Source organism: Streptomyces sp. NPDC090077 (genome assembly GCF_044747545.1).
GTDB lineage: Bacteria > Actinomycetota > Actinomycetes > Streptomycetales > Streptomycetaceae > Streptomyces.
This window is the reverse complement of record NZ_JBIVEG010000045.1, coordinates 1-20374: the sequence shown is the minus strand read 5'-3', so window position 1 is coordinate 20374 and position 20374 is coordinate 1. Positions and strand designations below refer to the sequence as shown.

At 73.8% G+C, this 20374-nt stretch carries 18 protein-coding genes and 1 riboswitch; of the genes, 15 read left to right on the top strand and 3 right to left on the bottom strand.

Annotated elements, in window-relative coordinates; all coding sequences use genetic code 11:
• Positions 1-58 precede the first annotated feature (58 nt).
• Positions 59-1123, top strand: a complete 1065-nt coding sequence (gene trpD / locus ACIPW5_RS37490) for an anthranilate phosphoribosyltransferase (RefSeq protein WP_401255233.1) — start codon at positions 59-61, stop codon at positions 1121-1123.
• 89 nt (positions 1124-1212) lie between these two features.
• Positions 1213-1329: riboswitch (SAM riboswitch) on the top strand.
• Between the two features lie 218 nt (positions 1330-1547).
• On the top strand, positions 1548-2936 hold the full coding sequence (locus ACIPW5_RS37485; RefSeq protein ID WP_401255230.1) for an aminotransferase class V-fold PLP-dependent enzyme: 1389 nt from the start codon (positions 1548-1550) through the stop codon (positions 2934-2936).
• A 39-nt stretch (positions 2937-2975) separates the two neighbouring features.
• Here the strand turns inward: ACIPW5_RS37485 and ACIPW5_RS37480 are convergent, their stop codons facing one another.
• Together ACIPW5_RS37480 and ACIPW5_RS37475 are read right to left on the bottom strand one after the other, a co-directional pair.
• Positions 2976-3257 (bottom strand): Lrp/AsnC family transcriptional regulator, encoded by a 282-nt coding sequence (locus ACIPW5_RS37480; RefSeq protein ID WP_007263678.1) that lies wholly within the window; start codon positions 3255-3257, stop codon positions 2976-2978.
• Positions 3254-3988, bottom strand: coding sequence for a rhomboid family intramembrane serine protease (locus ACIPW5_RS37475; protein WP_401255226.1), 735 nt, complete (start codon positions 3986-3988; stop codon positions 3254-3256). Before ACIPW5_RS37475 ends, ACIPW5_RS37480 begins: the two co-directional genes overlap by 4 nt.
• A 113-nt stretch (positions 3989-4101) precedes the next feature.
• Here ACIPW5_RS37475 and ACIPW5_RS37470 point away from each other — a divergent pair, with 113 nt between their 5' ends.
• The 7 genes from ACIPW5_RS37470 to ACIPW5_RS37440 all read left to right on the top strand — a co-directional run bounded on the left by ACIPW5_RS37470 (position 4102) and on the right by ACIPW5_RS37440 (position 12934).
• Positions 4102-4341, top strand: a complete 240-nt coding sequence (locus ACIPW5_RS37470; protein WP_007263676.1) for a hypothetical protein — start codon at positions 4102-4104, stop codon at positions 4339-4341.
• 39 nt (positions 4342-4380) lie between these two features.
• Positions 4381-5745: an NYN domain-containing protein gene (locus ACIPW5_RS37465; protein ID WP_401255289.1), complete on the top strand. Its 1365-nt coding sequence runs from the start codon at positions 4381-4383 to the stop codon at positions 5743-5745.
• A gap of 193 nt (positions 5746-5938) precedes the next feature.
• Positions 5939-6958: an NlpC/P60 family protein gene (locus tag ACIPW5_RS37460; RefSeq protein WP_401255222.1), complete on the top strand. Its 1020-nt coding sequence runs from the start codon at positions 5939-5941 to the stop codon at positions 6956-6958.
• Between the two features lie 235 nt (positions 6959-7193).
• On the top strand, positions 7194-8246 hold the full coding sequence (locus ACIPW5_RS37455) for an NlpC/P60 family protein (RefSeq protein WP_401255220.1): 1053 nt from the start codon (positions 7194-7196) through the stop codon (positions 8244-8246).
• Positions 8247-8271: 25 nt separating this feature from the next.
• Positions 8272-9396, top strand: a complete 1125-nt coding sequence (locus ACIPW5_RS37450) for a hypothetical protein (protein WP_401255217.1) — start codon at positions 8272-8274, stop codon at positions 9394-9396.
• Positions 9397-9417: 21 nt separating this feature from the next.
• A complete protein-coding gene (locus ACIPW5_RS37445; RefSeq protein WP_401255214.1) occupies positions 9418-10560 on the top strand; it encodes a glycosyltransferase family 4 protein in 1143 nt (380 codons plus the stop codon).
• A gap of 766 nt (positions 10561-11326) precedes the next feature.
• Complete coding sequence (locus tag ACIPW5_RS37440) at positions 11327-12934, top strand: GMC oxidoreductase (RefSeq protein WP_401255211.1); 1608 nt, start codon at positions 11327-11329, stop codon at positions 12932-12934.
• Positions 12935-13005: 71 nt separating this feature from the next.
• Here the strand turns inward: ACIPW5_RS37440 and ACIPW5_RS37435 are convergent, their stop codons facing one another.
• Positions 13006-14802, bottom strand: coding sequence for an AMP-dependent synthetase/ligase (locus tag ACIPW5_RS37435; protein WP_401255208.1), 1797 nt, complete (start codon positions 14800-14802; stop codon positions 13006-13008).
• Positions 14803-15056: 254 nt separating this feature from the next.
• Between ACIPW5_RS37435 and ACIPW5_RS37430 the strand changes: the two genes are divergently transcribed.
• The 6 genes from ACIPW5_RS37430 to ACIPW5_RS37405 all read left to right on the top strand — a co-directional run bounded on the left by ACIPW5_RS37430 (position 15057) and on the right by ACIPW5_RS37405 (position 20067).
• Positions 15057-15839, top strand: coding sequence for a metallophosphoesterase (locus ACIPW5_RS37430; RefSeq protein WP_401255205.1), 783 nt, complete (start codon positions 15057-15059; stop codon positions 15837-15839).
• Positions 15840-15936: 97 nt separating this feature from the next.
• Entirely contained in the window at positions 15937-16380 is a 444-nt protein-coding gene (locus tag ACIPW5_RS37425) for an SRPBCC family protein (RefSeq protein ID WP_401255202.1), read from the top strand.
• 106 nt (positions 16381-16486) lie between these two features.
• Positions 16487-17653 carry an ArsA family ATPase gene (locus ACIPW5_RS37420; protein WP_401255199.1) on the top strand — a complete coding sequence of 389 codons (1167 nt, stop codon included), beginning with the start codon at positions 16487-16489 and terminating at the stop codon, positions 17651-17653.
• A gap of 91 nt (positions 17654-17744) precedes the next feature.
• Entirely contained in the window at positions 17745-18218 is a 474-nt protein-coding gene (locus tag ACIPW5_RS37415; protein ID WP_401255196.1) for a DUF5304 domain-containing protein, read from the top strand.
• A gap of 61 nt (positions 18219-18279) precedes the next feature.
• Positions 18280-19221, top strand: coding sequence for an ROK family glucokinase (locus ACIPW5_RS37410; RefSeq protein WP_401255193.1), 942 nt, complete (start codon positions 18280-18282; stop codon positions 19219-19221).
• 87 nt (positions 19222-19308) lie between these two features.
• On the top strand, positions 19309-20067 hold the full coding sequence (locus ACIPW5_RS37405) for an endonuclease/exonuclease/phosphatase family protein (protein ID WP_401255190.1): 759 nt from the start codon (positions 19309-19311) through the stop codon (positions 20065-20067).
• Positions 20068-20374: the final 307 nt, after the last annotated feature.

Below are 20374 nucleotides of genomic sequence, written 5' to 3'. Positions count from 1 at the left end.
TAGGCTAGAGATCCTTCCCATTCGACGTACGACCCCCGACGAGCAGCAGGAGCTGACCATGAACGTTGCGACCCCGGCAGGCGGCGACAGCGTGGCGGCCCGCGGCTGGCCGGGCGTGCTGGAAGCGCTGCTGAACCGCCAGGACCTCGCCAGCGAGGACACCGCCTGGGCGATGGAGCGGATCATGCGCGGCGAGGCCACGGACGCGCAGATCGCCGGCTTCGCGGTGGCCCTGCGGGCCAAGGGCGAGACGGTGGCCGAGTACACCGGGCTGGTCCGGACGATGTACGCCCACGCCAACCTGATCGAGGTGCCCGGGCGGACGGTCGACATCGTCGGCACCGGTGGCGACGGCGCCAAGACGGTCAACATCTCGACCATGTCCGCCATCGTGGCCGCCGGAGCCGGCGCCAAGATCGTCAAGCACGGCAACCGGGCGGCGTCCTCCGCCAGCGGCTCCTCCGACGTGCTGGAGAAGCTCGGCGTCAACCTCGCCCTCACCCCGCGGCGGGTGGCCGAGGTCGCCGAGGAGGCCGGCATCACCTTCTGCGCCGCGGTCGTCTTCCACCCGGCCCTGCGGTACGCCGCCTCGGCCCGCCGCGACCTCGGGGTGCGCACCGCGTTCAACGGCCTCGGCCCGCTCACCAACCCCGCCCGCGTCACGGCGCAGGCGGTCGGCGTGGCGGACCCGCGGCTGGCCCCGATCATGGCCGGGGTGCTCGCCGAGCGGGGCACCTCCGCCCTGGTGTTCCGCGGGGACGACGGCCTGGACGAGCTGACCACCACCGGGACCTCCCGGGTGTGGTGGGTACGCGACGGCGAGGTCACGGAGCACGCCTTCGACCCGCGCGACGTCGGCATCGGGACGGTCGACATCTCGGCCCTGCGCGGCGGGGACCCCTCGTACAACGCGGACGTCGCCCGCCGGCTGCTGGCGGGGGAGACGGGACCGGTGCGCGACGCCGTCCTGCTGAACTCGGCGAGCGCCCTGGTGGCCCTGGATCCCGGCACGGGCACGCTGGAGGAGCAGCTCGCGGCCGCCATGGCCCGCGCGGCCGAGTCCATCGACTCCGGGTCGGCGCGCGCCACCCTGGAGCGCTGGGTGGCGGCCAGCAACGCCTGATCCCGGGCGCTCCTCCCGCACACGGCCCCGGTCCACGATGTGGACCGGGGTCTTGCGCGTGCGGGATCTTGTGGCAGGATGCTCTCCAAGGTCACGAGTGACAGCGTTTAGGCCCCGGCTTGCTGTCCGGCAACCCTCCTTCCGTGGCGGGGTGCCCCGGGTGATGACCAGGTCGTAGGCAGCGAGGTCTACGGCAAGCGCGGATCCCTCGACACCAGGGGTCCTGGTCTCTCGAGGAGCGTTTTCCGTGAGCAAGCGAATGCGATAGGGCGAATCCGCCCCTTCTTCACCCCTCGGATCAGGGCCGTTTCCGCGTGCCCCCGATCAGTCCGAGGACTTTCCCGTACCCCCTGACGGCCGCGCCGCCGCACCCGCGTACGGGCACACCGAAGCCATTCAGCCCTGCCTGCCGGGAGATACCGCCATGTCCGCATTCCTGAACGCCGCCACCACCGCCTGCGCCACCGCCGCCGAGGGCCCCGCCTGTGAGGGACCGCTGCCGGTGCTCGGCCGGGACGTCACCGTTCCCCTCGTCACCGGCGGCGAGGTCACCTACGCCGCCCTCGACTACGCGGCCAGCGCCCCGGCGCTCCAGCGGGTCTGGGACGACGTCGCCGCGTACGCCCCGTACTACGGCAGCGTCCACCGCGGTGCCGGCTACCTCTCGCAGCTGTCCACCGACCTGTTCGAGCAGAGCCGCGTCACGGTCGCCGAGTTCCTCGACTGCCGCCCCTCCGACCAGGTCGTCTTCACCCGCTCCACCACCGATTCCCTCAACCTGCTCGCCGCAGCGCTGCCCGCCGACTGCCAGGTGTTCGTCTTCGAGACCGAGCACCACGCCTCGCTGCTGCCCTGGGGCGACGCCCGGGTCACCTACCTCAACGCCCCCCGCACCCCCGGCGAGGCCGTCGCCACCCTGGAGCGGGCCCTCGCCGACCGCGAGCCCTACGGCCCGGCGCTCGTGTGCGTCACCGGCGCGTCCAACGTCACCGGTGAGCTGTGGCCGGTGAAGGAGCTCGCCGCCGCCGCGCACGCCCACGGCGCCCGGATCGTGCTGGACGCCGCCCAGCTGGCCCCCCACCACCCCGTCTCCGTGCGGGAGCTGGACGTGGACTGGGTCGCCTTCTCGGGGCACAAGCTGTACGCGCCCTTCGGCTCGGGCGTGCTCGCCGGCCGGGCCGACTGGCTCCAGGAGGCCGAGCCGTACCTCGCCGGGGGCGGCGCCTCCCGCAAGGTGGCCCGCCGCGAGGACGGGGGCGTCGACGTCGAGTGGCACACCACCGCCGCCCGCCACGAGGCCGGCTCCCCGAACGTCATCGGCGTCTACTCCATCGCCTCCGCCTGCCGCGCGCTGCAGGAGGCGGGCTTCGAGAACCTGGTCGCCCGGGAGGAGCACCTCATCGCCAAGGTCCGCGAGGGCCTCGCGGAGGTCCCGGCCGTGCGGGTGCTGTCCCTGTTCGGGGACGACGCGCCGCGCGTCGGCGTCATCTCGTTCGTGGTCGACGGCTGGAACAGCTCGCACTTCGCGGCCGCGCTGTCCGCCGAGTACGGGATCGGGGTGCGGGACGGCCTGTTCTGCGCCCACCCGCTGGTACGCACCCTGCTGGGCAGCGAGCCGCAGGCCCAGGGCGAGTGCGGGGCGCCGGAGGCGGCGCCGGGGGAGCGGTCGCTGAACGCGATCCGGGTCAGCTTCGGGGCGGGCACCCCGGACGAGCACGTGGAGCGGTTCGTCGGCGCGGTGAAGGAACTCGTCGCGGACGGTGCGAAGTGGCAGTACCGCACGGAAGAGGGCCGCTGCGTCCCGGCCGTGTAGGCACGGGGAGCGGCCCCCGGTACCGGCCCGGAGAGAGGGCTACGCGTCGAGGCCGATGGCGAAGGCGGCTTCGAGGTCGTGCTGGGAGTACGTGCGGAACGCGACGTGCGTGTCGGTGGCCTCGACGCCCGGGATCTTGCTGATGCGGCCCGGGATGATGTCCGCGAGGTTCTCGTGCCGGGCCACCCGGACCAGGGCGATCAGGTCGTACGTACCGGTGACGGAGTAGACCTCGCTGACGCTGTCCAGCTGCGCGATGGACTCGGCGATCTCGGGGATCCGGTCCACGCTGGTCTTGATGAGCACGATCGCGGTGATCACGGTTGGCTGTCTCCCTCGCCGGCAGTCACTGGTCTCCTCACTGTAGTCGTACGGCGGTAGCGGGCCCACGCGTAGCAGAAGCCGAGCGAGAAGCCCACGACGTGGGCCAGGTACGCCACTCCCGGACCGCTCCCCGCGCGGTGCGCGGCCAGCCACTGGAGGCCGAACCAGAACAGCAGCACGATCCAGGCGGGGAAGCGCAGCGGCAGGAACAGCAGGAACGGGAACAGGCTCGTGACCCGGGCCCGCGGGAAGAGGCAGAGGAAGGCCCCCAGCGCCGCCGAGATGGCCCCGGAGGCGCCCACCAGGGTCTGGTCCGAGGAGGCGTTGGCCGCCGCGTAGGCCGCCAGCGCGAGGTATCCCGTGCAGACGTAGAAGACGAGGAACGGCGCCCGGCCCATCCGCTCCTCCGTCATGGCGCCGAAGACGTAGAGGAACAGCATGTTCCCGAGCAGGTGCAGCCAGCTGCCGTGGACGAAGAGCGCCGTCAGCGGGGTCAGCAGCGGGCGCCCGGCCCCCGAGAACAGCTCGTCCGGGACGACGCCCCAGTGCCGGAAGTACGCCGTCCCGGTCTCCGTCAGCAGATCGCCCGTCCCGTAGGCCGGGTTCAGGCCAGAAGCGGGGCCGAGGAAGAACACCGCGCAGCAGGCGGCGATCAGCGCGTACGTGACCACGGGCCCCCGCGCGGCATCGCACAGGGTCCGCCACTTTACGATCATGCGACAGAGCATGACGCAGGCGGACCCACCTGAGGGTGGTGCCAGGCCGTAGGGTTACGTGCTGCGGTCCGCCGACCGCGGCGTAGGGCTTTGATTGAATGAGCTACGAAGGAGAGAGCGGCCTGATGACGGTTCCCCTGCCGACCGACACCACCCGGTGGCGCTGCACCCTGTGCGGCAACCTCACGCGGTTCGATGTCACCCGTTCGTCGAAGGTCGTGGAGTACGTCCACCTCGATCTTGCCGGGGAGCCCAAGGTCGAGGAGCGCGAGGTGGTCAGTGAGACCATCGAGTCGGTCCGCTGCCGCTGGTGCAACGCGGTGGACCAGATCGAGCTCGTGGACAGGCCGGGCACCGACTCCTGAGGGAGCCGGGCCCACAGTAGATCACGGTAGGGGTGACGGATTGTGGAGCCAGCAAGCGGCGCGACGCCGGCCGACGCGGCCGGCGACGCCGCGGAGGTCCTCGACCGCCCGCTGCCGGAAGGCGTGCGGCGCCGGGTCGTCGCGATCGTGTCGGAGGCCTTCGGCGGTCTGACGGTCGGGGACCTCCCGGCGCAGCTGCGCCAGTACGCCCGGTTCACCCCGACCCGGCGCGCCAAGTTCGCGGGCAACGCCATGGCCGCGGCCGTGGAGACCGACGGGGTGTTCCGCAGCCGGATCGCGGAGAAGCTGCGCGAGGCGCAGCCGGAGCTGGCCGGGGCACTGGAGTCGGGGGCCCCGCCCGCCGCGGCGGACCCGCTGGACGTGGCTGCCGCGGCGTACGTGCTGCGCCCGGCGGGCTGGGTCAAGCTGGTGGCGTCCGCCGGTGAGGAGGCGCAGCGCGCCGATGCCGAGCGGGTCGGCGACGAGACCCGGCGGGAGCTGGAGCGGCTGCGCGAGGAGCTGGCCCACCTGAAGGAGGCCCAGCGTTCCGGCGGTGAGCAGGTGCGGGCCGAGCTGGAGGCCGCCCGCAAGGAAGCGGAATCGCTTCAGCGCAAGCTGCGCAGCGCCCTGAGCGACGTCAAGCGGGGCGAGGCGGCGCTGCGGAAGCTGAACGGCGAGATCGACGGGATCCGCGGTGAGGCGGCGGCGCAGGTGGCGGCCGCGGAGAGCGAGTCCCGGCGCCTGAAGTCCCGTCTCGCGGAGGTGGAGTCGGCGCTGGAGACCTCGCGCCGGGCCACCCGGGAGGGGCGCAGCATCGAGGACATGCGGCTGCGGCTGCTGCTGGACACCGTGCTGGACGCGGCGGCGGGGCTGCGCCGCGAGCTGGCGCTGCCGCCGGTGTCCACGCGGCCGGCGGACACCGTGGACGCGGTGGAGCCGGGCCGGATGACGCCGAAGGACATCGCGGCGCGGGCCCTGTCGGAGACCGATCCGGCGCTGCTGGACCAGCTGTTGGCGCTTCCTCAGGCGCATCTGGTGGTCGACGGGTACAACGTGACGAAGACCGGCTATCCGACGATGCCGCTGGAGAAGCAGCGGTTGCGGCTGCTGGGCGGGCTGTCGATGCTGGCTGCGCAGACGGGTGCGGAGATGACGTGCGTCTTCGACGGTGCGGAGCTGGCGGCGCCGGTGCTGCTCGCGCCGCCGCGCGGGGTGCGCGTGCTGTTCTCCAAGGCGGGTGTGACGGCGGACGAGTTGATCCGCCAGCTGGTGCGGGCCGAGCCGCCCGGCCGTCCGGTGGTGGTGGTCTCCACCGACCGGGAGGTGGCCGACGGGGTGGCGAAGGCGGGTGCCCGGCCGGTGACGTCCGCCTTGCTGCTGAAGCGGCTCGCGCGCGTTTCGTGACGCAAGTGGAGGACGTACCGTCAGCTCCTCGGTACGCAGCGTGGGGCTTCTGTGAAGGAAGCGGAACGGCGTCGGGATTTTTTCTGCAGGGGGTTTGAAGTGATCAAGGACGGCTCGCTAGGGTCCGCTCAAACCTTCGTGCGGTAGCTCACCCGTTCGGGTGTGGGCCCCTGAGGAGAAGGAGCCCGCCCCCGTGGCGTCCCACCGTCGGCCCAAGCCGCCCGCCCGCACGCGCGTGACCGTGCTCACCGCCACCGCCGCCGCGGCGGTCGCCCTCTCCGGCCAGTCCGCCGTGGCCGCCCCCGGCGGACCGGACAAGGACGAGGTCAAGACCGAGGTCGACGCCCTCTACGACGAGGCCGAGCGGGCCACCGAGAAGTTCAACGGGGCCCGCGAGCACCAGGAGCGCCTCGAAAAGGAGATCGCGCAGCTCCAGGACGCCGTGGCCCGCGACCAGGGCGAGCTCAACGACCTGCGCAACACCCTCGGTTCGCTGGCCGCCGCCCAGTACCGGGGCGGCGGCATCGACCCCTCCGTCGCACTCCTGCTCTCCGCCGACCCCGAGACCTACCTCGACAAGGCCGCCACGCTCCAGCAGCTGACCGGCCGGCAGCTGGAGGCGGTGGCCAGGATCCAGGCGAAACAGCGCACCCTCGCCCAGCAGCGCCAGGAAGCCGCGGGCAAGCTCGCCGACCTCGACGCCGCCCGCAAGGAGCTCGCCGGGCAGAAGAAGGCCGCCCAGGGCAAGCTCGCCGAGGCCCAGGCCCTCCTCAACACCCTGAGCGCACAGGACCGCAGCCGCCTCAGGGCCGAGGAGGCCGGGCGGAGCAGGGCCGGGGAGAAGGCCGCCCCCGCCGTGAACGCCTCCGGCCGCGCCGCGGCCGCGCTGGCCGCGGCGAAGACCAAGCTGGGCAGCGCGTACGTCATGGGCGCCACCGGCCCCGGCGCGTACGACTGCTCCGGGCTGACCCAGTGGGCCTACGGCCAGGCCGGCATCGGCATCACCCGCACCACCTACACCCAGGCGAACGAGGGCACGCGCATCGGCCGCAGCCAGCTCCAGCCCGGCGACCTGGTCTTCTTCTACGACGACCTGCACCACGTCGGCCTGTACGCCGGCAACAACACCACCCTGCACGCCTCCAACCCGCGCGGCGGCGTCAAGTACGAGTCGATGGACAACATGCCCTTCCAGTTCGGCGTCCGCATCTGACCCCGCACGGGGGACGCGCCGCACACCGCCCATCCGGGCGAATTGCACGGACCCGCTGTGACCTCGCGCCCCGCCCATGACCTGCGTCTGAGGCGGGGCGCGGGCGCGAGGGGCCCCCGGGGGTCGTTGGCCGGTGCGTGGCCGCACGGTTACTGTCTGCCAGCGCGGAACCCGGCACACGGCCGTCCACGGGGGGCGGACCCGGGCCCCGCGCAGCCGAAGGGAGCGGTTCCCCATGGCGTCCCACCGCCGGTCCGGGCCCAGCGGCCTCGACCGGAACACCAAGGTCACCGCCTTCACCGCCGCCGCGGCCGGCGCCGCCGTGGCCCTCACGGGCGCACCCGCGCTCGCCTCCCCGGGGCTCCCCCAGGAGCCCGCCGGAGGCGCCCGCGCCCAGGTCGACCGGCTCTTCGAGGAGGCCGAGCAGGCCACCGAGCGGTACAACCGGGCCGGCGAGAAGGCCGACGCCCTGCGCGCCGAGATCAGCCGCGCCCAGGACGCCGTCGCCCGCGGCCAGGACCGCATCAACACCATGCGCGGGGTCCTCGGAACCTTCGCCGGCGCCCAGTACCGCTCCGGCGGCCTGGACCCCACCGTCGAGCTGATGCTCTCCGACGACCCCGCCGCCTACCTCGACAAGGCCGCCGTCCTGGGCCGGCTCAGCGGCCGCCGCGCCCAGCAGCTCGGCGAACTCCGCGAGGAGCAGAGCCGGATCGGCCGCCAGCGCCAGGAGGCCACCCGCAAGCTCGCCGAACTGGAAGCCCTGCGCACCGAGGTGGCCACCCAGAAGCGCTCCGTCACGGCGAAGCTCGCCGCCGCCCGCCGGCTGCTCAACGACATGCCCTCGGAGGAACGCGCCGACTTCGAGCGGGCCTCCCGCTCCGGCGGCCGCGGCTCCGTCGACGGCATGCCCGACCTGCCCTCCGGCGGCGGGCGGGCCTCCGGCCGCGCCATGACCGCCGTGATGGCCGCCCGGGCCGCCGTCGGCCGGCCGTACGTGTGGGGCTCCACCGGCCCCTCCGGCTTCGACTGCTCCGGGCTGATGGTGTGGTCCTACCGCCAGGCCGGGGTCTCCCTGCCGCGCACCTCGCAGGCCCAGCGGTACGCGGGCCGGCAGGTGCCGCTCTCGCAGGCGCAGCCCGGCGACCTGGTGACGTACCGCTCCGACGCCAGCCACGTCGGCATGTACGTGGGCAACGGCCAGGTGGTGCACGCCCCGTACCCGGGCGCGCGGGTGCGCTACGACCCCGTCGGGATGATGCCGGTGTCCTCCGTGACCCGGCCCTGAGCCCGGCCGTGCGTACGATCGGCGGATGACCCCGGTCCGCCGCCGCACCGCCGTGCGCCTCCTCGCACTCGCGCTGTGCCCGCTCCCGGCGCTGGCCGGCTGCACGGACCCGGCGCCCGCCGCCCCCGCCGACGCGGCCGTACGGCGGGCCGTCGCCGACTGGTCGGCGGCCCCGCCCGCACGGCTCGCCGCGATCCCGCTGGAGGGCTGGTCGTACGAGATCACCTCGGTCCGGCAGGACGGCGTACGGGCCTTCGCGCGCGCGGAGCTGCGCTACCGGCTCGCCGGCCACGACGCGGCCCCGGCCTCCTCGGCCCGCGAGGTGGAACTGACCCGGGACGGCACCGGCTGGCGGGTCACCGCCGACCGCCCCGCCCCTGGGGCGCCGGCCCAGCTGTGGGACCAGGGCGATCCGGCCGTCGTACGCGGCGCGCACAGCCTGGTCATCGGCGTCGGCCGGACCCCGCAGGAGCTGTCCGCCCTCGCGGCCGGGGCCGACCGGGCGGTCCCGGAGGTCAACGCCGCCTGGCCGGGGGAGTGGGCGCGGCGGGTGGTGGTCCTGGCCCCCGCGACGCTGGACGCGATGGCCGCGCTGCTGGGGCGGCCCGCCGACACCTACCGGGGCCTGGGGGCCGTCACCACCGGCAGCACCGGCGGCGGGCCGGCCCCGGCCGACCGCGTCGTCGTCAACCCGGAGGGGTACGCGGGCCTTTCGGAGGCCGGGCGGCGGATCGTCCTCACCCACGAGGTCACCCACGTCGCGACCCGCGCCGCCACCTCGGCCCGGACCCCGCAGTGGCTGTCGGAGGGCTTCGCGGACTGGGCAGCGTACCGGGGGAGCTCCACCACCCCGGCGGAGGGCGCGCCCGAGCTGGCGCGCGCCGTGCGCCGCGGCGAGCTGCCCGGCGCGCTCCCGGCCGATGACGCGTTCGCCTTCGGCGGGGACCCGTCGGCGGCGGCCCGCGCGTACGAGGGCGCCTGGCTGGCCTGCCGGCTCGTCGCCGACCGCTGGGGCGGGGCGGCACTGGTGCGGCTGTACGAGCTGGCCGGCCGCGAACCGCTGCCGGTGGCCCTGGAACAGGCGCTGGGCACGGACCTCCCCGCGCTCACGGAGGCCTGGCGGCGGGCACTGCGGGAGGAGCTGGGGTAGCCGTCCGGTACGTTGACGGGGATGCACAAGACGCTGATCGTGACGAACGACTTCCCGCCGCGCCCGGGCGGCATCCAGGCCTTCCTGCACAACATGGCGCTGCGGCTGGACCCCGAGCGGGTCGTCGTCTACGCGTCCACCTGGAAGCACGGCGCGGAGGGCCGCGAGGCCACCGCCGCCTTCGACGCGGAGCAGCCGTTCCGGGTGGTCCGCGACCGTACGACCATGCTGCTGCCGACGCCCCGGGTGACCCGGCGGGCGGTGTCCCTGCTGCGCGAACACGGCTGTGAGTCGGTGTGGTTCGGGGCCGCGGCCCCGCTCGGGCTGATGGGGCCCGCGCTGCGCCGGGCGGGCGCGCGGCGGATCGTCGCCACCACCCACGGGCACGAGGCCGGCTGGGCGCAGCTGCCGGCCGCGCGGCAGCTGCTGCGGCGGATCGGCGAGGGCACGGACACCCTCACCTACCTCGGGGAGTACACGCGCTCGCGGATCGCCTCGGCGGTGACGGAGCGGGCGGCGGCCCGGATGGTGCAGCTCCCGCCGGGGGTGGACGAGAAGACCTTCCACCCCGGCTCGGGCGGCGCGGAGGTCCGGGCCCGGCTGGGCCTGTCCGGCCGGCCGGTGGTGGTCTGCGTCTCGCGGCTCGTCCCGCGCAAGGGGCAGGACACCCTGATCGAGGCGATGCCGCGGATCCTGGCGGCCGTGCCGGACGCGGCGCTGCTGATCGTCGGCGGCGGGCCCTACGAGGCGGACCTGCGCGCGCTGGCCGCCGCGAAGGGGGTCGCGGACTCGGTGGTCTTCACCGGGGCCGTCCCGTGGGCGGAGCTCCCGGCCCACTACGGCGCGGGGGACGTCTTCGCGATGCCGTGCCGGACCCGGCGGGGCGGGCTGGACGTGGAGGGGCTCGGCATCGTCTACCTGGAGGCCTCGGCGACGGGCCTGCCGGTGGTCGCGGGCGACTCCGGCGGGGCACCGGACGCGGTCCTGGACGGCGAGACCGGCTGGGTGGTCCGCGGCGGCGACCCCGACGACGCGGCGGACCGCATCGTCACCCTCCTGAAGGACCCGGAACTCCGCGCCCGCATGGGGGAGGCGGGGCGCGCCTGGGTCGAACGCCAGTGGCGCTGGGACCACCTGGCCGAAGGCCTCCGCGCGCTGCTCTGACTTGCGCCGCTCGCGCGGTGCGGCCGCGGGCGGCCACGCCCCCTTGAACGCGCCGCTCGCGCGGCTCGGCCCCTGGGGGCCTCCCCGGCTTCGCGCCGCTGCGCCGGACTCCGTCCGTCCCCTCCTCGACGCGGTCCTCGCACCGCTCGGCGCCGGGGCGCTTCCCGGGCTTCGGGCCCGCTGCGACAGCCTCCGGCCGTCGGTCCCGGGGCGGGGCCGGTGGGCGTGTGCGGGTGCGTTGCCGCTGCGCGGTGCGGGTCCCCTACCCGCCCTTCCACCGTTCCCAGGGGCTCCGCCCCTGACCCCGATACGGCGCTACCGCGCCCGCGCCTCAAACGCCGGCGGGGCTGGAAGTGCGCTGCGCGCACTCCAGCCCGCCAGGCGACCCGCCCCAGCACATCCAGCCCCGGCAAATCCAGCCTCGCCGGCGTTTGAGGCGCGGGGGTCTGGGGGCGGAGCCCCCAGGAGGGGTCCGGGCGGAGCCCGGGGAACGGGCGAAGGGCGGGTAGGGGACCGCCCCGCGCAGCGGACAACTACCCGCACTCGACCCCCCGGCCCCGGCCACGGGAACCGCCACGGCGGCCCACCGCCAAAAGGGAACAACCAGCGGCATTGCCGGTCCAGCAAGGACAATCACGGGCGGAATCGTGCAGACCAGGGGCCTTCCACCCCTGCCCGGTTACGGTCCACACATGTCTGACTGTTACTCACATGCGTGGCAGTGCGAGTTATGGCCGGTTGGGCGGAATCCGCTCATGATGCGGCCATGACACACAACCTGACGCGCCGTCAACTCGGTCGCAACGCCCTCCGCGCCGCCGCCGCCCTCGGCATCACCCGCATCGGACTCGGCGCCGCCGCCGCGGCCGAGCCCGCCGCCGCCCCGTACGCCCCCGCCGTCGTCGTCGGCTCCGGCTACGGGGCCGCCGTCGCCGCGCTGCGCCTCGGGCAGGCCGGCGTCCGCACCGTCGTCCTCGAAATGGGGCGGCTGTGGGACACCCCCGGCCCCGACGGCAAGGTGTTCCCCTCCACCTCCGCGCCCGACCAGCGCTCCATGTGGTTCCGCAACCGCACCGAGGCCCCGCTCGCCCAGTTCCTCTGGCTCGACGTGGTCAACCGCGACATCAGCCCGTACCCCGGGGTCCTGGACCGGGTCAACCACGGGGACATGTCCGTCTACGTGGGCCGCGGAGTCGGCGGCGGCTCGCTCGTCAACGGCGGCATGGCCCCGACCCCCAGACGCTCCTACTTCACCGAGGTCTTCCCCGGCGTGGACGCCGAGGAGATGTACGGCACCTACTACCCGCGCGCCCGCTCCATGCTCGGCGTCAACGACATCGACCCCGCCTGGTTCGAGTCCACGGAGTGGTACCGCTTCGCCCGGATCTCCAGAAAACACGCCCACAACACCGGGCTGAAGACCACCTTCGTGCCCAACGTCTACGACTTCGACCACATGAAGCGCGAGGCCGCCGGCACCGCCCCCCGCTCGGCCCTCGCGGGCGAGGTCATCTACGGCAACAACCACGGCAAGAAGAGCGTCGACAAGACCTACCTCGCCGCCGCCCTCGGCACCGGCAACGTCACCATCGAGACCATGCAGCGGGTGGTCGCCGTACGCCAGGACCCGGCCGGGGGCTACGTCCTGACCGTCCACACCAGCGACGTCACCGGCCGCGTCACCCAGGTCCGCGAACTCGGCTGCCGGCAGCTCTTCCTGGGCGCCGGCAGCCTCGGCACCACCGAGATCCTGCTGCGCGCCCGCGAGACCGGCGCACTGCCCGCGCTCAGCGAGAAGGTCGGACTCGGCTGGGGCCCCAACGGCAACGTCATGACCGCCCGCGCCAACCACCTGTGGGACACGGTCGGCTGCAACCAGGCCACCATGCCCGCCCTCGGCATCGACGACTGGGACAACGCCGCCAACCCGGTCTTCGCGGAGATCGCCCCGCTCCCCATGGGCATCGAGCACTGGATCTCGATGTACCTGGCCATCACCAAGAACCCGGAGCGCGGCCGCTTCACCTACGACGCCGCGAGCGACTCGGCGCGGCTGAACTGGACGAGGGACCAGAACGCGCCGGCGGTCGCGGCGGCCCGGAACCTCTTCGACCGCATCAACCGCCGCAACGTCACCATCTACCGCTACGACCTCTTCGGCGAGAACAAGGCGTTCGCCGACAACTTCACGTACCACCCGCTTGGCGGCTGCGTCCTCGGCGAGGCCACCGACGCCTACGGGCGGGTCAAGGGCTACCAGGGGCTGTACGTACTGGACGGCTCCCTGGTGCCCGGCTCGCTCGGCGTGAACCCGTTCGTGACGATCACGGCCCTCGCCGAGCGGAACATGGAGCGGATCCTCGCCCAACCCTGAGACCGGACCCCTGAGTCCGGACCCCTGAGTCCGGATCCCTGAGTCCGGACCCCCGGGGCCCGCCCGACCGCCTAGCCGCGGTAGAGCGCGTCGATCTCGTCCGCGAAGTCCTTCGCCACAACGTTGCGCTTCAGCTTCAGCGACGGCGTGATGTGCCCGGACTCCTCCGTGAACTGGGAGCCCAGGATGCGGAACTTCCGCACCGATTCCGCCTTGGACACCGCCGCGTTGCCGTCGTCGACGGCCTTCTGGACGGCGGCGATCAGCTCCGCGTCCTCGCGCAGCTCCGCCGCCGTCACCCCGGCCGGCTTGCCGTTCTCCGCGGCCCACCGGCCGAGGAACTCCTCGTCGATGGTGACCAGCGCGGCCACGAACGGCCGCCCGTCGCCGACCACCATGCACTCCGCGACCAGCGCGTGCGCCCGGATCCGGTCCTCGATCACCGCGGGGGCGACGTTCTTGCCGCCCGCCGTGACGATGAGCTCCTTCTTCCGGCCGGTGATCCTCAGGTAGCCGTCCTCGTCGAGGGTGCCGACGTCCCCGGTGTGGAACCAGCCGTCCGTCATCGCCTCGGCGGTGGCCGCCTCGTTCTTCCAGTACTCCTTGAAGACGTGCTCGCCGTGCACCAGCACCTCGCCGTCGTCGGCGATGCGCAGCACGGAACCGGGCAGCGGCTGGCCGACCGTGCCGATCTTCTGCTTGTCCCACGGGAGGAAGGCGGTGGCCGCGCAGGTCTCCGTCAGGCCGTAGCCCTCCAGGACGGTGAAGCCGATGCCGCGGAAGAAGTGGCCGAGCCGCTCGCCGAGCGGGGCGCCGCCGGAGATCGCGTACTCGCCGCGCCCGCCGAGGACGGCGTGCAGCTTGGAGTAGACGAGCTTGGAGAAGATCTTGTGCTTCAGCTTCAGGCCGAAGGACGGGCCAGAGGGGGTGTCCAGCGCCCGGCTGTACGCGATCGCCGTGTCGGCGGCCGCGTCGAAGATCCGGCCCTTGCCGTCGGCCTGGGCCTTGGCCCGCGCCGAGTTGTAGACCTTCTCGAAGACGCGCGGCACGCCGAGGATCAGCGTGGGGCGGAAGGACTGCAGCTCGTCGGTGAGGTTCTTGATGTCCGGTACGCAGCCCAGCCGGATCGGCGCCAGCACCGCCGCCACCTCCACCAGGCGGCCGAAGACGTGCGCGGCCGGGAGGAACAGCAGCACGGAGCACTCGCCGGTGCGGAAGAGCGGCTTCAGGCGCTCCACCACGTTGCCGCACTCGGCGAAGAAGTTCCGGTGGGTCAGCACGCAGCCCTTGGGGCGGCCGGTCGTGCCCGAGGTGTAGACGATCGTGGCCGGGTCGTCGGCGACCGCGAGGGCGCTGCGCGCGTCCACCTCGGCGTCCGTGACCTCCGCGCCGGCGGCCACCAGGGCCCCCTGGGCGTCCTGGTCGATCTCCCAGACCTCGCGCAGCTCCGGCAGTCGGTCCCGCAGGGAGGCCACGCTCGCGCTGTGCCCGGGGCTCTCCACGATGGCCGCGACGGCCCCGGAGTCGCCGAGGATCCACTGGATCTGTTCGGGGGAGCTGGTCTCGTACACGGGGACGGTGACGCCGCCCGCGGTCCAGATCGCGAAGTCGAACAGCACCCACTCGTAGCGGGTGCGCGAGATCAGGGCGACCCGGTCGCCGGGCTCGATGCCCGCCGCGATCAGGCCCTTGGCGGCCGCGCGCACCTCCGCGAGGAACTCCACCGCGGTCACGTCCTGCCACCGGCCGTCGACCTTGCGGCTGATGACGGCGGTGTCTGGGTGCTGGGCGGCGTTGCGGCGGATGAGATCCGTCAGGTTCCCGTCCGACGGGACCTCGTAAAGGGCCGGAAGGCTGAACTCGCGCAAGACTGCTGCTCCTCTGGGCGCCATCGCCACCGTGTGGACCGACCGGACGTTACCCACCGGTAGTGGGTTCCCGATAGAGGGAACCGGCCAGATGTTCCGTGCGTCACATTCTGTACATCGCGATGGGCCGCAAGACCCGCCAATACGCTGCCGACAGTAGTCGACCGTGTTCGCGACTCGGAAGTAACCGCAGGTCCGGCCGCCTGCGACCCTCCCTCTACCCGGCCCGGGCCGGGCCCCCCTAGGGTGAGCGCATGGGTGGCAGCAAGAGGCGTACGCGGGTCCACGTCGTCAGCGACGTCCACGGCAACACCGAAGCGCTCGCACGCGCCGGAGACGGCGCCGACGCGCTCCTCTGCCTCGGCGACCTGGTGCTCTTCCTCGACTACGCCGACCACTCCCGCGGCATCTTCCCCGACCTCTTCGGCGTCGAGAACGCCCACCGCATCGTCGAACTCCGCACCGCCCGCCGCTTCGCGGAAGCGCGCGAATTCGGCCGCAGGCTGTGGGACGGGCTCGACAGGGAACGAATGATCGAGGAAGCGGTCCGGCGGCAGTACGCGCAGATGTTCGCCGCCTTCCCCAGCCCGACGTACGCCACGTACGGCAACGTCGACATCCCCGGCCTGTGGAGCGAGTACGCCGGACCCGGCACCACCGTCCTCGACGGCCAGCGCGTGGAGATCGGCGGCCGCGTCTTCGGCTTCGTCGGTGGCGGACTGCCCTCCCCGATGCGCACCCCCTACGAGGTCGACCCCGAGGAGTACGCCGCCAAGGTCGAAGCCCTCGGCGAGGTCGACGTGCTCTGCTCGCACATCCCGCCCGAGGTCCCCGAACTCTGCTACGACACCGTCGCCCGGCGCTTCGAACGGGGCAGCGAAGCCCTGCTGGCCGCCATCCGCCGCACCCGCCCCCGGTACGCCCTCTTCGGCCACGTCCACCAGCCGCTCGCACGCCGGGCCCGGATCGGCGCCACCGAATGCGTCAACGTCGGCCACTTCGCCGCCACCGGAAGGCCCTGGGCCCTGGAGTGGTGACCTCCCTGAAGTGTCGGGCTCCACACGCACGGTAGCCTGCACGCGGCGGCCGCGGGCCGCACACTTCCTCGAATCTCCCCCCGGAGGAGCCACCGCGATGGCGGAACACACCAGCTCAAGCATCACCATCGACGCCTCCCCGGCCGACGTGATGGCCGTGATCGCCGACTTCGCCCGCTACCCGGAGTGGACCGGCGAGGTGAAGGAGGCCGAGGTCCTGGCCACCGACGCCGAAGGCCGCGCCGAAAAGGTCCGCCTCCTGCTCGACGCCGGTGCGATCAAGGACGACCACACCCTCGCCTACACCTGGAAGGGCGCCGACGAGGTCAGCTGGACCCTGGACAAGTCCCAGATGCTGCGGCAGCTGGACGGCTCCTACCGGCTGGCCCCGCTGGACGGCGGCCGCACCGAGGTCACCTACCAGCTGACCGTGGACGTCAAGATCCCCATGCTGGGCATGATCAAGCGCAAGGCGGAGAAGGTCATCATCGACCGCGCCCTCGCCGGCCTGAAGAAGCGCGTCGAGACCCACCGCCCCTGACGCACCGGGCCCTTCCGGAACACCGCGCGCGCGGCACCCGGAAGGGCACCCGCGCCGGCACGCACCTCGCACCACGCATCACGCAGAGCAAAGGCACGGCACCACCATGCAGACCCTCCTCGTCACCGGCCCGGGAGGCGCAGGCCGCAGCACACTCGCCGCCGCCACCGCACTCGCCGCCGCACGCGGGGGCCGGCGGGTCCTGCTGCTGTGCGACGCCGGCGCCGACCCCTTCCCCGCCCCGGTCCCCGGGCTGCGCGTCACCCCCGTCGACTCCGGCCGGGAGTTCCGCACCGAGCTCGCCGCCCTCCAGGAACGCGGCGCCTCCCTCATCGGCATGCTCGGCGGACGCCCCCTCGGTGCCGAGGAACTCACCGAACTCCCCGGCGCCGAACAGTTCGCCCTGCTCCGCGCCCTGCGCCGGGCCGCCGCCGAACCCGCCACCGACCTCGTCGTCGTGGACATGCCCCCGCTGCACCAGGCCGTGGCCACCCTCGCCCTCCCCGCCCAGCTGCGCCGCTACCTCGCCCGGCTGCTGCCCGCCGAACGGCAGGCGGCCCGCGCCCTGCGCCCCGTACTCGCCCAGCTGGCCGGAGTCCCCATGCCCGCGCAGTGGCTCTACGAGACCGCCGCCCGCTGGGACGAGGAGCTGGCCGCCGTCCAGGCCGTCGTCGAAGCCCCCACCACCCGGATCCGCCTCGTCGCCGAACCCGGCCCCGCCGCCGACGACGCCCTGCGCACCGGCATGCTCGGCCTCGCCCTCCACGAACTGCGGGTCGAGGCCCTCGTCGCCAACCGGCTCGTGCCGCCGGACGCCGCCGCGGCCCACCCCTGGGCCGCGGGCATCGCCGAGCAGCAGCGGGCCCTCCTCGACGCGTGGGCCGCCCCCGGCCTCCCCGTCCACGAGCTGGCCCACCTCGGCCGGGACCCCCGCGGCACCGACGACCTGGAAGCGCTCGGCGCCGCCCGCGGCATCGCCCCCGGTCCCGGACCCGCCCCCGACCTGCTGCCCGGCTCCGGCTGGGCCGTCGAGGACCGGCTCGCCCAGGACGGGGTGCTCGTCTGGGCGATCCCGCTGCCCCGCGCCCGCAAGAGCGAGCTCGACCTGGTGCGGCGCGGGGACGAGCTCCTCGTCGCTGCGGGACCGCACCGCAGGATCGTTCCGCTCCCCTCCGCCCTGCGCCGCTGCACCGTCTCCGGCGCCGCCCTCGCCGACGGCGCCCTCCGCGTCCGCTTCACCCCCGACCCGCGGCTGTGGCCCAGGGAGCGCTGAGACCCGTACCGAGGGCCGTACCGAGGCCCGTACCGCCGTTCGGGTACCGTCGAAGGAAGACCCACCGCAGCTGCCGCCAGGAGAGTCCGCCATGAGCGAGGCCACCGACCACCCCGCCGCCGACGACGCCTGGGCGCGGGCCTGCGCCGAGGACCTCGCCGCCGAGAAGGAACGCCGCCGCAGGGATGCCGGTTCCGGTACCGGTTCCGGGGCCGGCACCGGCACCGCCGCCGAGGAACTGTTCAAGCTCTTCGAGGCCGTCGCCGACAAGGTCTCCTCCCTGAACAACCCGGCCGTCGGCGCCGCCGGCGCCGCCGCACAGGACGCCGTACGCCAGTTCGTCAACCAGGCCAAGACCGCCGCCAAACCCGTCATCGAACGCAACCCGGAGGTCTTCGGCCACCTCGCGGCCGCCGGATCCGAGCTCCTCGCCGCCTACCGCTCCGCCGTCGAAGGCCACGAGCGCCGCTGGACCCACGGCGAACCGCCCGCCCCCCGCAAGCCCACCGACAAGGGCGACGAGGACCCCGGTACCGGCCCGGCCGAGCGGATCGATCTCGACTGAACCTCTGCCGGCCCCGTGTACGGTTGGCCGTGGCGGGGTTTGACCGGAAACCGAGGGACTAATGGGACTCACCATCGGCGTCGACATCGGCGGCACGAAGATCGCGGCCGGCGTGGTCGACGAAGAGGGCACCATCCTTGAGACGTACAAGGTGCCCACCCCGCCGACCGCGGACGGCGTGACGGACGCGATCTGCGCCGCAGTGTCCGAAGTCAGCAGCAGCCACACCATCGAGGCCGTCGGCATCGGCGCCGCCGGCTACGTGGACGACAAGCGCGCGACCGTGCTCTTCGCACCCAACATCAACTGGCGGCACGAACCGCTCAAGGACAAGGTCGAACAGCGCATCGGCCTGCCCGTCGTCGTCGAGAACGACGCGAACTGCGCCGCCTGGGGCGAATACCGCTTCGGCGCCGGCCAGGGCCACGAGGACGTCATCTGCATCACCCTCGGCACCGGCCTCGGCGGCGGCATCATCATCGGCAACAAGCTGCGCCGCGGCCGCTTCGGCGTCGCCGCCGAATTCGGGCACATCCGCGTCGTCCCCGACGGCCTGCTGTGCGGCTGTGGCAGCCAGGGCTGCTGGGAGCAGTACGCCTCCGGCCGCGCCCTCGTCCGCTACGCCAAGCAGCGCGCCAACGCCACCCCCGAGAACGCGGCGATCCTCCTCGGCCTCGGCGACGGCACCGCCGACGGCATCGAGGGCAAGCACATCAGCGAAGCCGCCCGCGCCGGCGACCTCGTCGCCATCGACGCCTTCCGCGAGCTCGCCCGCTGGGCCGGCGCCGGCCTCGCCGACCTGGCCTCCCTCTTCGACCCGTCCGCCTTCATCGTCGGCGGCGGCGTCTCCGACGAGGGCGACCTCGTCCTCGACCCGATCCGCAAGTCCTTCAAGCGCTGGCTCGTCGGCGGCGCCTGGCGGCCCCACGCACAGGTACTCGCCGCGCAGCTCGGCGGCAAGGCCGGCCTCGTCGGCGCCGCCGACCTCGCCCGCCAGGGCTGACACCCGCCCCTTCCGGGCTGCTTTTCGGCTGCGACTGCCCGCCGTGCCCCCTGTGGGAGCGGCGGGCAGCTGCGTATGTTGCGGGACATGCCGTACACGCCGCACACGCTGCCGAAGTCTGTGACCGAGCCCGACGGTTCAGCCGTGATCCGGGCGCTCAGCTACAACATCCGCTCGCTGCGCGACGACGAGGAGGCCCTGGCCCGGGTCATCCGCGCCTGCGCCCCCGACCTGGTCCTCGTACAGGAAGCGCCCCGGTTCTTCCGCTGGCGCAAGCACGCGGCCAGGCTCGCCGCCAAGACCGACCTCGTGGTGCTCGGCGGAGGAGCCACCGCGGCCGGACCGCTCCTGCTGTGCTCGCTGCGGGCCTTCGTGGAACGCACGGAGGACGTACTCCTCCCGCGCACCCCCGGCCTGCACCGGCGGGGCTTCGCCACCGCCGTGGTCCGCTTCGGAGCCGCCCGGGTCGGAGTGGTCAGCGCCCACCTGTCCCTGGACGCGGGGGAGCGGCGGAGCCAGGCCGAGCTGCTCCTGGACCGGGCCGCCGCCCTGGGCGCCCCGCACGTGATCGCCGCCGCCGACGTCAACGAGCAGGCGGGCGGCCCCGCCTTCGGGCGGCTGTCGGGCGCCCTCCAGGACTGCTGGACGGTCTCCCCGTGGGGCGACGGCGACACCTTCCCGTCGGCGGCCCCGAACCGCCGCATCGACGCCGTCTTCGCCTCCCCGGGGGTGGAGGTCCTGGCCTGCGGCGTCCCCGCCGGACTCCCCGGGGTGACACCCCCCGACCTCCGCGCAGCGACGGACCACCTCCCGGTCCTGGCGGCGCTACGGCTCCCGGCGGGGTGACGCCGCGCGGGGCGCAGCTCCGACTGCTTGCGGGGCCACGGGTCTGCGGCCCAGGCCCGCCATCTCCCCCTCGACCCCCGGACGCCGATCGGCGCCTGCCCACCCGCCTCCCTGGGTGCGGGCCGGTGGTCGGGTGAGCGGTAGCCCCTCGGGCGGTCTCAGGGAGGGTTGGGGGTTTCCCGTCAGTCCATCGTCCTTCCGTGTCGGGCCGCCCTGTCAAGGGCGCTCCCTGCGGTCGCGTCGCTGCGCGATGTCGCTTCGCTCCACCCTTGACAGACCGACCCGCCCCGGAAAGCCGAAAGACTGC

Bases quoted from the DNA above. Each gene is read 5' to 3' on its own strand.
- trpD (WP_401255233.1), top strand. From the start codon at position 59: ATGAACGTTGCGACCCCGGCAGGCGGCGACAGCGTGGCGGCCCGCGGC.
- ACIPW5_RS37485 (WP_401255230.1), top strand. From the start codon at position 1,548: ATGTCCGCATTCCTGAACGCCGCCACCACCGCCTGCGCCACCGCCGCC.
- ACIPW5_RS37475 (WP_401255226.1), bottom strand. From the start codon at position 3,988: ATGCTCTGTCGCATGATCGTAAAGTGGCGGACCCTGTGCGATGCCGCG.
- ACIPW5_RS37470 (WP_007263676.1), top strand. From the start codon at position 4,102: ATGACGGTTCCCCTGCCGACCGACACCACCCGGTGGCGCTGCACCCTG.
- ACIPW5_RS37455 (WP_401255220.1), top strand. From the start codon at position 7,194: ATGGCGTCCCACCGCCGGTCCGGGCCCAGCGGCCTCGACCGGAACACC.
- ACIPW5_RS37450 (WP_401255217.1), top strand. From the start codon at position 8,272: ATGACCCCGGTCCGCCGCCGCACCGCCGTGCGCCTCCTCGCACTCGCG.
- ACIPW5_RS37445 (WP_401255214.1), top strand. From the start codon at position 9,418: ATGCACAAGACGCTGATCGTGACGAACGACTTCCCGCCGCGCCCGGGC.
- ACIPW5_RS37440 (WP_401255211.1), top strand. From the start codon at position 11,327: ATGACACACAACCTGACGCGCCGTCAACTCGGTCGCAACGCCCTCCGC.
- ACIPW5_RS37430 (WP_401255205.1), top strand. From the start codon at position 15,057: ATGGGTGGCAGCAAGAGGCGTACGCGGGTCCACGTCGTCAGCGACGTC.
- ACIPW5_RS37425 (WP_401255202.1), top strand. From the start codon at position 15,937: ATGGCGGAACACACCAGCTCAAGCATCACCATCGACGCCTCCCCGGCC.
- ACIPW5_RS37420 (WP_401255199.1), top strand. From the start codon at position 16,487: ATGCAGACCCTCCTCGTCACCGGCCCGGGAGGCGCAGGCCGCAGCACA.
- ACIPW5_RS37415 (WP_401255196.1), top strand. From the start codon at position 17,745: ATGAGCGAGGCCACCGACCACCCCGCCGCCGACGACGCCTGGGCGCGG.
- ACIPW5_RS37410 (WP_401255193.1), top strand. From the start codon at position 18,280: ATGGGACTCACCATCGGCGTCGACATCGGCGGCACGAAGATCGCGGCC.
- ACIPW5_RS37405 (WP_401255190.1), top strand. From the start codon at position 19,309: ATGCCGTACACGCCGCACACGCTGCCGAAGTCTGTGACCGAGCCCGAC.